Annotated in this window: 13 protein-coding genes; 6 read left to right on the top strand and 7 right to left on the bottom strand. The window is 38.9% G+C overall.

All coding sequences use genetic code 11. The features are described 5' to 3' along the window. Positions 1-14: 14 nt before the first annotated feature. A complete protein-coding gene (locus tag ASE01S_RS09935; protein ID WP_067841626.1) occupies positions 15-959 on the bottom strand; it encodes a M23 family metallopeptidase in 945 nt (314 codons plus the stop codon). A gap of 154 nt (positions 960-1113) precedes the next feature. On the opposite strand from ASE01S_RS09935, the gene ASE01S_RS09930 reads away from it, so the two are divergent. Beyond that, on the top strand, positions 1114-1389 hold the full coding sequence (locus tag ASE01S_RS09930) for a YutD family protein (RefSeq protein ID WP_067841624.1): 276 nt from the start codon (positions 1114-1116) through the stop codon (positions 1387-1389). A gap of 137 nt (positions 1390-1526) precedes the next feature. On the opposite strand, the gene ASE01S_RS09925 is transcribed toward ASE01S_RS09930, so the two are convergent. Beyond that, the gene (locus tag ASE01S_RS09925) at positions 1527-2036 is read right to left on the bottom strand and encodes a phosphatidylglycerophosphatase A family protein (RefSeq protein WP_067841622.1); all 510 of its coding nucleotides are present in this window, start codon (positions 2034-2036) and stop codon (positions 1527-1529) included. 653 nt (positions 2037-2689) lie between these two features. Between ASE01S_RS09925 and ASE01S_RS09920 the strand changes: the two genes are divergently transcribed. From ASE01S_RS09920 to thrB, 3 genes are read left to right on the top strand one after another with little or no spacing between them, the layout of a single operon-like run. Further along, positions 2690-3982, top strand: coding sequence for a homoserine dehydrogenase (locus ASE01S_RS09920; RefSeq protein ID WP_067841620.1), 1293 nt, complete (start codon positions 2690-2692; stop codon positions 3980-3982). A gap of 3 nt (positions 3983-3985) precedes the next feature. Further along, positions 3986-5047, top strand: a complete 1062-nt coding sequence (gene thrC / locus ASE01S_RS09915) for a threonine synthase (protein ID WP_067841618.1) — start codon at positions 3986-3988, stop codon at positions 5045-5047. After that, positions 5044-5946 carry a homoserine kinase gene (gene thrB / locus ASE01S_RS09910; RefSeq protein WP_067841615.1) on the top strand — a complete coding sequence of 301 codons (903 nt, stop codon included), beginning with the start codon at positions 5044-5046 and terminating at the stop codon, positions 5944-5946. Before thrC ends, thrB begins: the two co-directional genes overlap by 4 nt. Before the next feature lie 126 nt (positions 5947-6072). Here the strand turns inward: thrB and ASE01S_RS09905 are convergent, their stop codons facing one another. Further along, the gene (locus ASE01S_RS09905) at positions 6073-6297 is read right to left on the bottom strand and encodes a NifU family protein (RefSeq protein WP_067841635.1); all 225 of its coding nucleotides are present in this window, start codon (positions 6295-6297) and stop codon (positions 6073-6075) included. Positions 6298-6831: 534 nt separating this feature from the next. On the opposite strand from ASE01S_RS09905, the gene dapF reads away from it, so the two are divergent. Further along, complete coding sequence (gene dapF / locus ASE01S_RS09900) at positions 6832-7692, top strand: diaminopimelate epimerase (protein ID WP_067841612.1); 861 nt, start codon at positions 6832-6834, stop codon at positions 7690-7692. 73 nt (positions 7693-7765) lie between these two features. Further along, on the top strand, positions 7766-8122 hold the full coding sequence (locus ASE01S_RS09895) for a HesB/IscA family protein (RefSeq protein ID WP_067841610.1): 357 nt from the start codon (positions 7766-7768) through the stop codon (positions 8120-8122). 340 nt (positions 8123-8462) lie between these two features. Here the strand turns inward: ASE01S_RS09895 and ASE01S_RS09890 are convergent, their stop codons facing one another. From ASE01S_RS09890 to ASE01S_RS09875, 4 genes are all read right to left on the bottom strand, one after another. Then, positions 8463-10064 carry an ABC transporter permease gene (locus ASE01S_RS09890; RefSeq protein ID WP_067841608.1) on the bottom strand — a complete coding sequence of 534 codons (1602 nt, stop codon included), beginning with the start codon at positions 10062-10064 and terminating at the stop codon, positions 8463-8465. Beyond that, positions 10065-10964, bottom strand: a complete 900-nt coding sequence (locus ASE01S_RS09885) for an ABC transporter ATP-binding protein (protein WP_067841606.1) — start codon at positions 10962-10964, stop codon at positions 10065-10067. Between the two features lie 89 nt (positions 10965-11053). Continuing rightward, on the bottom strand, positions 11054-11707 hold the full coding sequence (locus tag ASE01S_RS09880; protein ID WP_067841604.1) for a TetR/AcrR family transcriptional regulator: 654 nt from the start codon (positions 11705-11707) through the stop codon (positions 11054-11056). 707 nt (positions 11708-12414) lie between these two features. Further along, entirely contained in the window at positions 12415-13407 is a 993-nt protein-coding gene (locus ASE01S_RS09875; protein ID WP_067841602.1) for an NAD(P)/FAD-dependent oxidoreductase, read from the bottom strand. Between the last annotated feature and the right edge of the window lie 194 nt (positions 13408-13601).

Raw genomic sequence — 13601 nt, 5'->3', positions numbered from 1 at the left:
TCGTCTGTTTTATCTTATTGGGCTTCCCATCGTCTTAATGATGGATAGGGATCAAAAGCCCATTCATTCTCTCCATTGTCTTTATAAAGCCCATAATGGAGGTGTGGCGGGAATTTACCTGAGGTTCCAGGTGGGCCGTAGCCCGAGGAACCAACATAGCCAAGTACTTGTCCTGGTTCAACAATATCCCCCACTTCTATACCTTCTTCAAAGCCACTCAGATGAGCAAAATAATGATAGACATTGTTTAAATCTCGCATTCCAATCCGCCATCCCCCATACTTATTCCAGCCTTTAATTTCGATGGTGCCGTATGTCGTTGCTCGAACGGGTGTGCCATAATCGGCAAAAATATCTGTCCCTTCATGGATGCGACGACCACCAAAGCCACGGGCATCCCCCCATGTACTACGGTAGCTGTAATTGAAATGCTTAGGGATAGGAAAGGCTCGTTCATTGAGTTTAACTGTATTATATTGTTTATATATTTTGGCATTTTGACTAATGGTTTTTACAGCTAATGGTCTTTGATAATAATCCCACAAGGCATGATGAATGGCTTGTTCCGTTAAACCGTATTGTAGTAAGTAATGAGCCATCGTATACAGTTGGTCTGTTTCATTGGTAGGGTCAGCTTTATTGTCACCATCACCATCTCGACCGATTCCGTTGTGTATGGCTATTTGAGTGATGTCCGTACTACCTGTCACATTACCAGGACCAAACCACTGATGTGGAGGAAAGGTAATGGCTATTGTCTGATTTTGATCGAATTGATGGATTTGACGCTCGTATTGGTCAATCGCTGCTAAATAGTACCATGGTACGTGAGTTAAAGCTTGAGTCTTTTTATATAAAGTCAGCCTTTCTAAATCGAGATCCTCTTCATCTGCCTGAGAAGCAATAGGAGGACCTAGAAGGCAAACAAGTATGAATATAAACAAATATTTCTTCACGATTAAATCCTCCTCATTGTCCTATCAGCTTTAATATGCACGATTTTTTAAAAAAGATGAGTCGAAATTTTAGTGGCGACTAGTCGATCGTTAGGTCGTTATGATAAAATAAAGCTATTCATTCTTAGATAACGGATTCAACAAAGGAGTATAAATCATGATTCAAGTAGAAGGTCTAACTTATCAAGTGATTGAGGACTATCGAAATGGTTTTGTTGAAGAGGCATTTACCGAAAGGTTTACAGATATTTTAGCAAAATATGACTTTATTGTAGGGGACTGGGGATATGAGCAACTTCGTTTAAAGGGATTTTATGATGACCAGAACACGAAGGCTACTTTTGATACGAAAGCAAGCACGATAGATGACTATCTATACGAATATTGTAATTTCGGTTGTGCTTATTTTATTGTGAAACGTATTGATGGCTAAATACTCATAGCTTTTTCATATAGAATTGCTTCTAAAATAGGACCCACCTTTGGTTATTAGTGGGTCCACTTATGAGAACATGTTTGGTATAAGGGTGAGTAAAAATGCAATGATTGAGGCATAGCCTCGCCTCTATTCTAATCTAATTCTTCATCTTTTGCTTCACTATGTGCCAACCGACTCGAAGCAGCTGCGGCTACAGCCCCAACGATATCATCAAGAAAAGTATGGCATTCTCCAGTTGATTTATCGTTTAACTGCTTCAAAATACCAGGTTTTTGTTTGTCTATAAATCCATAGTTCGTAAACCCAATTGAACCATAGACATTAACAATTGACAATGCAATAATCTCGTCAACGCCATATAAACCCTCATCAGTAGCGATGGTTTCTTGTAAAGGTGACATCAATTGATTCTGTTCTGCAAGAACATCAAGTTGAATCCCTGTCAAAACTGCGTTCTGGACCTCACGCTTACTCAATACCTTATCGACATTTTCAATGCAAACATCCATTGAAAGATGATCATGGTAAGGTGATTGAAGGTAATAAACAAGCTCCCCAATATCCTCTAACGTAACACCACGCTCTTTAAGTAGCTCACGTGCTTTCTTTTCTAAATCTGTTTTTGGCTTTTGTTCAGACATGTTATCTCCACTCTTTCTGTCTATAAATATAACACTGATTATACCCGAAAAACTAGGTTATAAAACGTAAATTTATGAGATATTTCATAAAGATGAAAAAAGTGTTTCTCGACTAATAAATAATGGTATTACCTTGATCACAATATAGCTAATTAACCTATAGAAAACCAAACAATCAACAACGATACTAAGTAGAATTTAACTTGATTCAGCAGAAGTCTCCCCCTGCTATTGTGGTGAGCTGAATGCAAATATCTATACCGTTCAGTTGGGCAAAAAAAACTTGGCAGAATAAAGTTAAAGCCCTCGGCGGATGCGACAGATTTTCAGCGGGAATTTATCAAGCCAAGCCCGATAAAATTTGGGCGCAAAGATGCCAAGGTGCATTTGATTAAGCGAGTGCGTGTAAGATCGGGAATGAAAGATCAAAGTTTTGGCATAGTAAAAACGAGTCTATGTGCATCTATTATGACAGCTTCTATTGCAAAATGCATATAAAGGAAGAGATCATCATTCTAAGCTTAAATAAAGAAGAAATTATATTTTTCTGAAATTTAAATAAATTAAACCTTGAAACTATATCGTAGGAAAGGTATAATGTCCACTATAAATAAACAGATGTACACTAATCGTATACAGGGGGAGGCGTTCTGATGAATACAATTAAAATAGGCTTATGTGGGTTAGGAACTGTGGGCACCGGAGTCGTTAGAGTATTACAAGATCATCAAGAGAGAATTCGACATAAGCTTGGTTGTGAAATTGAAATTGTGAAAATTTTAGTTAATGATTTGGCAAAACCACGTGATGTGATTATTGATCGAAAATGGTTAACCGATAACCCCGATGAACTGGTCAACAATCAGGATATTGATGTCATTGTTGAAGTAATGGGGGGAATTGAACAAACAAATCAATTATTAGAACAGGCACTAAATCAAAAAAAACATATAGTCACCGCAAATAAAGACTTAATGGCCGTTTATGGTCAGAAGCTATTACGGTTAGCAAAAGAGAACCATTGCGATATCTTATATGATGCGAGTATTGCCGGTGGAATTCCGATTGTTCGGACTCTTGTAGATGGCTTAGCTTCTGATCACATTCAGAAGGTTATGGGAATTGTTAATGGAACCACCAACTATATTATGACTAAAATGACCGATGAAGGTCTTCCTTATAAAGAAGTCTTGCAAGAAGCGCAAGAGCTTGGCTTTGCGGAAGCTGATCCTAGCTCTGATGTAGATGGACTAGATGCTGCTCGGAAAATGTTGCTTCTAGCTAATTTAGCATTCAAAATGGAGTTAAATTTAGATGATGTTGATGTAAAAGGAATACGTCACATTACATCTGATGATATTAATTTTGCTAAAAGTCTAGGTTATACCATTAAATTAATTGGAATTGCCTCAATGGATGACCATAAAACAGAGGTAGCTGTTGAGCCGACTCTACTGCCTCAAGATCATCCTTTAGCATTAGTTAAAAACGAATATAATGCCGTTTACGTTCACGGTGAGGCTGTTGGTGAAACGATGTTTTATGGACCAGGAGCTGGGAGTTTACCGACAGCAACAGCGGTTGTATCAGATTTAATGGAAGTTGTTCGAAACATCAGACTTGGTATTAGTGGAAATACTTATATTGATCCACAATATGAGCGACAATTAAAAACAGACTCTGAAAAGTATTCACGGCATTTTATCCGGTTAGATGTCGAGGATCAAGCAGGTGCTTTTCAAGAAATAACAAATGTGTTTACGACTAATCAAGTTAGCTTTGCTAAGATTCTTCAGCTTCCAGGAGATAAGGATGGTCGAGCTGAAATTGTAATGATTACACATAAAATTAGTCAAGAACAGCTACTGAAAAGTTTGCAAGCATTAGGAGAGCTAGCGGTTGTAGAACGATTAATTAGTCATTATCGGGTAGAAGGAGAGGAATAATAAATGGCTTGGCAAGGACTACTACAAGAGTATAAAGCATACTTACCTATAAATGAACAAACACCAATGATTAGCTTACACGAAGGTAATACGCCATTAATTAAGTTAGAGAAATTATCAAAAAAGTACGGAATTAATGCCTATGCAAAGATTGAGGGAGCAAATCCAACAGGCTCATTTAAGGATCGCGGAATGGTGATGGCCATTGCCAAAGCGATTGAGGACGGGTCCAAAACAGTTATTTGTGCCTCAACGGGTAATACCTCTGCTTCAGCAGCTGCTTTCGCTGCCCGTGCTGGGTTACGATCAATCATTGTTATTCCGGAAGGGAAAATTGCTCAAGGGAAGCTTGCACAAGCAGTCATGTATGGAGCAGAGATTTACTCAATCAAAGGGAATTTTGATGATGCGCTACGGATTGTACGTAAATTAGGGGAGCAAGATACGATCACATTAGTCAATTCAGTTAATCCCTATCGTATCGAGGGACAAAAAACAGCCGCCTTCGAAATCTGTGATGGACTTGGAGCTGCCCCTGACTATTTATTTATTCCCGTTGGAAATGCAGGAAATATTACGGCCTATTGGAAGGGATTTAAAGAGTATAATCAAGAGAAAGCAACTGGTCTGCCTAAAATGATGGGCTATGAGGCAAGTGGTGCTGCTGCAATTGTACATGATCGGGTCTTTGAAAACCCTGAGACTGTTGGGACAGCAATTAGAATTGGTAATCCAGCTAGCTGGGAGCATGCAGTTAAAGCTCGTGATGAATCCAAAGGAACGATCGATGAAATAACTGATGACCAAATGATTGAAGCCTATCAGTGGATGGCAGCCAATGAAGGGATCTTTGCTGAACCAGCTTCTAATGCTTCAGTTGCTGGTTTATTAAAAGCATTAGATCAGGGGCAAGTAGACAAAGGAGCTACTGTAGTGTGTGTCCTAACTGGAAATGGTTTGAAGGATCCACAAACGGCTATTGAATATAGTGATGTTAAGCCAGTTGTGTTAGAGAATGATCAAGCATTGGTTATGCAAGAAATACTTGGTCGTGTTCCCTCATGAGTCTACAGATAAAAGTACCTGCCACGACAGCTAATCTAGGAGCAGGCTTTGATTCTGTTGGGGTAGCACTTAATTTATATTTGACAATAGACGTACAGCCAGCAAACGAATGGTCATTTATTAGCCATTCTCAATATTTAGATCTGATTCCGACTGATCAAGACAATTTAATATATCAGATAGCGAAGCAAACAGCTAATCGATATAGTGATCAAAAGCTTCCTGCCTGTCGTGTCGAATTAACAAGTGATATTCCATTGGCAAGGGGATTAGGAAGTAGTGCGACGGCAATTGTTGCCGGAATAGAGTTAGCTAATCAATTGCTTAGCTTGAATTTAACCAGTCAAGAAAAAGTATTATGGGCAACAGAAATTGAGGGACACCCTGATAATGTTGCTCCAGCTACTCTTGGTGGGTGTGTCATTGGTCATTATGACAATGCTTTAGATATGATCAGAGTAGAGCTTAAAAGTGATCTCGTATTTCTTGCCATGATTCCTCCCTTTGAACTGAAAACAAAGGAAGCACGAGCTGTCTTACCCAAAAGCTTTACCTTTGAGGATGGCGTGCAAGCAAGTAGTATTGCGAATGTAAGTATTGCAGCTATTTGTCAAGGTGATTGGGCATTACTAGGTCAGATGATGAAAAAAGATAAATTTCATCAACCATATCGAAAAGCACTGATTCCTCACTATCAACAATTAGAAGGCATTCTTACAGATCATGTTTATGGGACGTATCTTAGTGGTGCAGGTCCAACAATGATCGCACTTGCTTCTCGGCATGTGATTTCGGACCATCTATCGGAGTGGCAGAGACAATATAATGATTTCGATTGGTGCATACTTGAGCCTGATCACAGTGGGGTACAGGTACAACTTCAGAATATGAAAGTTTAAACGAAAGCTTCTTTTCAGTATTTGTTAAGATTATCTTAGATCAAGCCAATCCGATGCTTAAAACAAAAAACGCTCAACATTTAAGACCACGATCTTAAATGTTGAGCGTTCTGATTTTGGTTGTTATTAAAAAACTTGCTCGATTTCACGTACACCAGGAACTTCAGCGACAAGAGCACGTTCAATTCCTGCCTTAAGCGTTATTGTTGAGCTTGGGCAATTGCCACATGCACCCATCAAGCGAAGACGAACAATGCCATCTTCTACTTCGATTAATTCAACATCGCCACCATCACGTAGTAAGAATGGACGTAATTTATTTAAAACTTCTTGTACTTGTTGTTCTTGCATCATCCATCTACTCCTTTCTGTCTTCCTTGTAATAGTATAACACTTTTTTATCACTTAAAGAAGTATTTAATTCGCGCATACACCAATAGCCGTTGTACACTAGAGTAGAATCATGATCCGCTAAAGATTTAGACTAGATGGGGTATTTGTTTACAATAAAGTGAAACTTCGTTCAGTGGGGGAATCGACGGATAGGATGTGCTCGTGTAGACGTTACGATACGAGTCAGCTTCCTCTCTCGTTAGTTGAACCAATTGGGCCGTTACTGGCTGTTGGATCTCCTACTTAGAGATGACGTGTTCCCTTACTTCTTGAAGTAGAAGTCTTACAAAAGCCCTTCGATGGGGCGAGTAATCGCAGCCCCAGCCAGTTACCCTGCGATAAAAAGCTCCTTGTTCAAGCCATTACAAAGCTTAAGCAGCAATCGTGATATTTGATAGAATTTTACTGCCATGCTAAACTAAGAAGCATGTTCAGTGGGAGTTTAAAATAGTGAAAAACTTTTAGATTACCGTTACTAGTGGGGGTCGTGTAATGAAACAAAAAATACCTTTTATCAAAATGCATGGTTTAGGAAACAGTTATATTTATATAAATACGTTAGAGGTAAAGCTAGATGAAGACAGATTACCTGAATTGGCTCAGGCTGTTAGTGATATTAATACAGGGATAGGCTCTGACGGTCTCATTTTAATTACATCAAGTCAAAAAGCAGAGATCGGCATGCGGATGTTTAATAAGGATGGTTCTGAAGGAAAGACTTGTGGTAATGGATTAAGATGTGTGGCTAAATATGCTTATGAGCATCAGCTTACCAATGGAGAACAGTTTGAGATTGAAACAAGAGCTGGTTCTGTCAAAGCAGAAATTCACTTAGATAATGGCGTTGTTGACTCGGTGACGATAGATATGGGGAAGCCTGCTTTAAATCGCTCGAGTATTCCAATGACTGGTGATGATCAATCTGTTGTAATTGCTGAACCCTTTGCAGTAGACGGACAGGACTTGACTTTAACGGCTGTCTCCATGGGAAACCCACATGCGGTCTTTTTTGTTGATCGAATTGAGCAGGCACCACTATTACAGCTCGGGCCAATTATAACTAATGACTCTCGTTTTCCCGAAGGAGTTAATGTTGAATTTATTGAAATGCTTAATCGAACAGAAATGCATTTTCGCGTATGGGAACGTGGCTCAGGTGTAACACAAGCTTGTGGTACAGGTGCTTGTGCTGCCGTTGTTGCAGCTGTTTTGAATGGTTATGCTGACAAAAACGAATCGATCACGGTTCATTTAGCTGGAGGCGATCTAGTGATTAAATGGACGAACGATGATCATGTGTGGATGACAGGACCAGCTGTGACGATTATGGAAGGACAATACTTATCTCCGTAGTCATTAAGCGAGAGATTTGAATTCTAGACTTTTTTTACGTATACTATGGTTATTAAGACTGAGGAGGCTAAACATGGTCATTCAGATAACGGATCAAGCACGCATTCAAATTATTGAAATGCTTAAAGATGAAGCTGATCAATCGAGATTACGATTTGGTGTTAAAGGAGGGGGCTGTAGCGGGCTTTCATACGCGTTAGGCTTTGATCACCAAGTGGATCCAGAATTAGATATAGCTGATGATATTAATGGAATTCCAGTTACGATAAAGAAAGAAGATATTCCAATTATTAATGGCACGACCATTGATTTTAAACAAAATATGATGGGTGGGGGCTTTACGATCGATAACCCTAATGCCATTGTATCGTGCGGTTGTGGATCTTCTTTCAAAGCGAAAGAACGCGAGGGAACACCAGAAAACTGTTAATCTAAATATAGTGAAACTAATGTTCAGTAGGGGTATTTTCCATCCCCCACTGAACGTTAGTTGAACCAATCGGGCCGTTACTGGCTGTATGACTCCCACTTAGAAATGAACTGTTCCCTTATTTGAAGTGGGAGTCATACAAAAGCCCTTCGATGGGGCGAGTAATCGCAGCCCCAGACAGTTACACGGCGATAAATTCTATCAAAAAACACCTCTAATTTGTTTTTTAAACAAACTAGAGGTGTTTTGAAACGATTATCTTCTGTTAGGAGGTTCCTAACACCTAACCCTTTATTTCTAGGAGCATCTACTTTTAAACGCCTACTTAGAGAAGCCTGATTTAACCATTAATATCTCTTCTCTGATAGCCAATCAATCCAACAATAGCCAGCACAATCGCAAGTCCGGTTGATAAAAGGGTAACTGTCCAGCTCCACTCGTCTGTCGGAATTTCTGGGATATGATAATAGGGTGAAATTCCCGTCAACCATTCAGGCATATCAAACAAATCAGCAAAGTAAAGGACAGTAAAGGCAAATCCGAGATATGCCCAAATCAAGCCAGTAAACTTAGGTAGCCAGCCAATTAATACGACAGCGCCCCCAATCATTACCCACATTGCTGGTAAATAAGCGATCCCTGATTCGAACAGACTACCAAATGAAAGGTCAGCATCCATCGCAAGCATTGCTCCTCCGAATGCAACAAGTTGTGCTAGCTGCATAACAATACTTGTCACCAAGCTAATCCCTAAGAAGACGCCTAAGATCTTTATTCTGGAACGATTACCTGTAATGATCTTCTCTGTACGATTCTTTTTCTCTTCTCCTTTTAAACGAAGTAAGGCTTGTAAAGCTGGGATAGTTGCGGCAATACTGAGCACACCAATAATCATTGATATGAATTGATCAACAATATTTAAATCAGGATTCGACATAATGATTTGCTCAATGATCTCATTATTTGCGAGCATGCCCTCTACATCGTTTATAACAGACCCATAGGATACACCAAGCATTAACAAGGCAATTAGCCATACAATGAGAGGTGTTTTCAATAAGCGTAGAGCAAATCCGATTGTTGTTTTTAACAAGGCAGAGGCATGACGTTTGCCAGCTTTTTCTGGTAATAATCCAGCACCAATATCTCTTCGATGTTGCAAATATAGGGCTAAAATGACAATCAGTGCGGTTATTCCTAATGCGACCAATACTGGCCACCAATAATTATTGACGAAGGGTTCAGTTCCATAAAGCAATCCTAGTGGTGAAATCCAGCTTAAGACTTCTGTGCCAGAGTCTCCAATAATACGTAGCATATAGGATACTCCTAAAATACCAAATGACAACATCATAGCACCACGACCGTTGCTGGACAGTTGAGCCATTAATAAGGCAACCGCACCAAAAAATAGCCCAGCAGTTCCATAGATCATCCCTGTTAAAAGTGCTCCCTCAAAGGTCATGCTTGGATCCCCAATTGAGAAAATAAGGGCTGTTGATAATACAGTTATTAGCACATTCGTTAGCACAAGATAAAGCAGGGCTGAAATCGTATGAGACAGTCGTCCGGTAGGAAGAGCACGTAGCATTTCTAAAATGCCATCTTCTTCTTCTGCGCGTGTATTGCGTACTACAAGTAAAATGGACAAGAGGGCAAATAGAGATAATGCCATTACGGTCATAGTGTGTGAATACATCGCACCAACTGTATAATTGTCTAGTCCAATCGCCCGACCAAATAAGGCCTCCATTGCTGGATTGGACATGGCAATGGCCATCGCTTGTCGTTCAGCAGCATCACCATATACTTCTGTAAAGGCGAAGACGCCTATGAATACAAAGAACAATGAGCCGATTAACCAAATGGTTAGCTTTAACCATTCTTTTTTTAAGAGAAATCGAAAAAGTCGACCCGTTTGGGCATGTGCATGCATGGCCATCTAAACCCCTCCCTCAGTGGTTTCGTAATGACGCATAAATAGATCCTCCAATTTAGCTGGAGCACTTTCCAATTTCACTACACCATGTGGCTGGATAAATCTGATTAAATCATCCATATGATCGGCATCTAGTTGAAAAATATATGTGCCATTTTCATAAGTTAAGTCGTGTACCCAATCTTGTTCAACTAATTTAGATGCTTCCTCGCGAGTTCTCAAGTTAATTTGAATCCGAGTCAAGTGACGTAAGTCTTCTAATGAACCGGCTTCAACAATGCTTCCTTGACGTATGATCGCCACTTGATCACATAAACGCTCTACTTCAGATAAAATATGGCTAGATAGCAGTACACTTGCGCCCTTTTCCTTCACTTCTTGTACGCACTCTTGAAAGACGCGTTCCTGTAATGGATCCAATCCAGAGGTTGGTTCATCTAAAATATATAAATCGGCATCTGCTGCAAACGCAGAAATTAAGGCCACTTTCTGACGGTTTCCCTTTGAGTATGCTCTGCATTTCTTTGTCGGATCAAATTCAAAGCGCTTCATCAAATTTTCCTTACGTTGCTTATTCACTTTGACACCACGCATGCTCAAGAACAGGTCAATTACCTCGCCACCTGTTAAATTCGGCCACAAGTTTACGTCACCTGGAACATACGCAATCCGTTTATGAATATCGACCGCATCTGTCCATACATCTTTTCCAAAGATCTTTGCATTTCCGAAATCAGCCTTTAACATACCCAATAAAATCCGAATAGTAGTTGACTTCCCAGCACCATTAGGACCGATAAATCCTAATACCTCTCCCTTATTGAGCTTAAACTTAACTCCATTCAATGCTTGAAATTTCCCAAACATTTTGGTAACATTGTTGACTTCTAATACGGCTGTCATGGTATTCCCTCCAAATTCCTTTTTAGAATCGAAAAATAGCTACTTCATGCCATTTAGCATTGCTACATATCAGTTTGATTTTTTTGTCTTTAAGAATCGATACATTCTGGCTTGTAATAGATCTTTTTCAAAGCATCAAGATACGTATAAAACTCGTCGTAATAGGGCTGCAAAATTTCATCGGTTAGTAGGGTCAGATTTTCAAATTTAAAGCGCGCTTCTAATTCTTTACGGTATCCCTCCATTGTCCAAAGAATAAAATTAAATGAAATCTCTGCTGGGATATCCTCTCTAAACTTTGAAAAATCAATATTTTTTCTGAGAATATTAGCCCAAAACGCTTCTGCAACTTCTCGTTTTTCTTTTAAATGTTCTGGCAGATCATATTGATCAAAGTTCATGAATATATGTGCCATAAAACTCAAAGCATTTGCATGTTTAAGATAAACATCCCACTTAAGCTTAGTTGATTCTCTTAGTCGTACAAAAAAGTCCGTTTCTTGGTAATCAATCTTAGATAAAAAATGGTCATTAGCAATTTCGAAAGCAGCTTCAATAGCATAATGAAACAGCTTTTCTTTACTTTCAAAATAATAAAACAATGTTCCTTTTCCAATCCCAGCATTCTTAGCAATGGTATTTGTTGATGTTTTATCGTATCCTTGTTCACTAAACTCCAGAAATGCTGCATCCAGAATTCGCTTTTTCTTGTCCGGATCCAATTGTTTAAACTTCTCGGTCAAGTTACCGCCCCTTTCAAAGGTATAGATTTCTACATTGTTCTTTACTGAAAGTTTGAGATCCAATCATGATGGTTATTTAGCTCAAAATCATGTAATCGCTCAGTTAGTTGTTGACCGGAGTGGTCAGTGGTATTTTTAAAAAATAGCCCCATCACGAGCGCTTATTCTCTGCAATCCTTCCTAAGTAATTTGGATCGATTCGCATGTTATGCTAACCCGATTTGATGCTATCTTCTTAAATCGACTTTCATCGCAGTACCTTTGATCGGATTATACATTTCTTGAATTCTTTTAGAGCTCTCTTGGTCGACACTCATAATATATCATGACTGACCGGTCTGGTCAATTGCTTTTATATCAGTCAAAAGACTGATTAACAATGAGAAACGAGTTTCTTAATATTTAAAGATTACAAGAAAATTTTTTCAAAAAATTATATTGAAGATATTAAGTTTTTGCATTCAAGAAATTGAAGGAATGAACAAGTTTGCTATAGTACGTTGACAAATGAATCAGAAATCGATTAACCGCTGATTTGTAAACACACCGTAGAGAGGATGCAGTAAAAAGAAACGGATTATGCCCATTATTGTATGATTGTTTTCCCAACGAAAAAACGTTGATAAAGCTATCTATAGCCAGATCAACGTTTTTTAACAGGAATACTAACCATTTTTGTTACATTCAATTTAGTGATAAACGATCAGTTATTCAAACATACTCGTTGAATGCTTTGGTTGTATTCGGGCATTCGGCTCAATAAAAGCTTTAGCATTGTTCACGGCAGTTGGTCCTTCACCAAACCCTGTTGCAATTAATTTAACTTTTCCTGGGTAAGTACATATATCCCCCGCTGCATAAATCCCTTCAATGGATGTTTCCATTTTTGAATTAACGACAATACTATTTTTCTCAATTTCCAAACCCCAATTTTTGATTGGTCCAAGTGAAGAAACGAAGCCATAGTTTACAATGACATCGTCTACGTCAATGGTTATTTCTTGCTCACCTTTTACTTCTTTAACTTTAACTTGTTCAATCCGATCAGCACCGACGAAAGCTTCTGGTACAAATGGAGTTAATAGCTTGACCCTTGATTGGTGAAGCTTTTCTACACTGTGTTCATGAGCACGGAACTGATCTCTTCGATGAATGAGTGTCACTTCTTTGGCAATAGGTTCTAGCATTAATGCCCAATCTACAGCTGAATCTCCACCACCGAATAACACAACACGCTTGTCCTTAAATTGCTTCATGTTATCAACAAAATAATGAAGGTTACTGTTTTCATAAGCAGGTGCCTCACTTAGCGTTAGCTTGCGAGGTTGAAAGGCACCATTTCCAGCTGTAATAATAATCGATTTAGCATAATGTTCTCCATTATTCGTGGTAAGCTTAAAGATACCGTCATCTAACCGCTCTACCTGTTCAACTGCTTCTTCTAAGCATAAGGTAGGGTCAAACATGTTTAATTGTTCGCGAAGGTTTTCAACCAAGTCTTGTGCACGTACCTTAGGGAAGCCCGCAATATCGTAAATATATTTTTCTGGATAGAGTGCGCTTAATTGACCTCCGACATGAGGTAAACTCTCTATTATTTTAACGCTAGCTTGTCTTAATCCACCGTAAAATGCGGTAAATAATCCGACTGGGCCAGCACCGATAATGGTAATATCATAAACTTTTGTTTCTGTCATCATATCCCTCCTAAAATCATTGTTCTCAGCATAGCTAAGCTACATTTTAACACACTTTAACTTATTTTTATAAAATTTCGTGCCAATGAATGACTAGATCATATATTGAAAAAGTAACCAAAACAAGCTAAGATTAAATTATGGCAAATTTGTGACGGTATAAACATTGGTGTTCTAACATAGTAAATCCTAGAATG

Source organism: Amphibacillus sediminis NBRC 103570, from assembly GCF_001552275.1.
In the GTDB taxonomy this organism is placed as follows: Bacteria; Bacillota; Bacilli; order Bacillales; family Amphibacillaceae; genus Amphibacillus_B; species Amphibacillus_B sediminis.
This window is presented reverse-complemented; position numbering and strand designations above follow the sequence as displayed.

Coding starts and splice junctions, on each gene's coding strand:
- ASE01S_RS09930 (WP_067841624.1), top strand. CDS start 1,114: ATGATTCAAGTAGAAGGTCTAACTTATCAAGTGATTGAGGACTATCGA.
- ASE01S_RS09925 (WP_067841622.1), bottom strand. CDS start 2,036: ATGTCTGAACAAAAGCCAAAAACAGATTTAGAAAAGAAAGCACGTGAG.
- ASE01S_RS09920 (WP_067841620.1), top strand. CDS start 2,690: ATGAATACAATTAAAATAGGCTTATGTGGGTTAGGAACTGTGGGCACC.
- thrC (WP_067841618.1), top strand. CDS start 3,986: ATGGCTTGGCAAGGACTACTACAAGAGTATAAAGCATACTTACCTATA.
- thrB (WP_067841615.1), top strand. CDS start 5,044: ATGAGTCTACAGATAAAAGTACCTGCCACGACAGCTAATCTAGGAGCA.
- ASE01S_RS09905 (WP_067841635.1), bottom strand. CDS start 6,297: ATGCAAGAACAACAAGTACAAGAAGTTTTAAATAAATTACGTCCATTC.
- dapF (WP_067841612.1), top strand. CDS start 6,832: ATGAAACAAAAAATACCTTTTATCAAAATGCATGGTTTAGGAAACAGT.
- ASE01S_RS09895 (WP_067841610.1), top strand. CDS start 7,766: ATGGTCATTCAGATAACGGATCAAGCACGCATTCAAATTATTGAAATG.
- ASE01S_RS09890 (WP_067841608.1), bottom strand. CDS start 10,064: ATGGCCATGCATGCACATGCCCAAACGGGTCGACTTTTTCGATTTCTC.
- ASE01S_RS09885 (WP_067841606.1), bottom strand. CDS start 10,964: ATGACAGCCGTATTAGAAGTCAACAATGTTACCAAAATGTTTGGGAAA.
- ASE01S_RS09875 (WP_067841602.1), bottom strand. CDS start 13,407: ATGATGACAGAAACAAAAGTTTATGATATTACCATTATCGGTGCTGGC.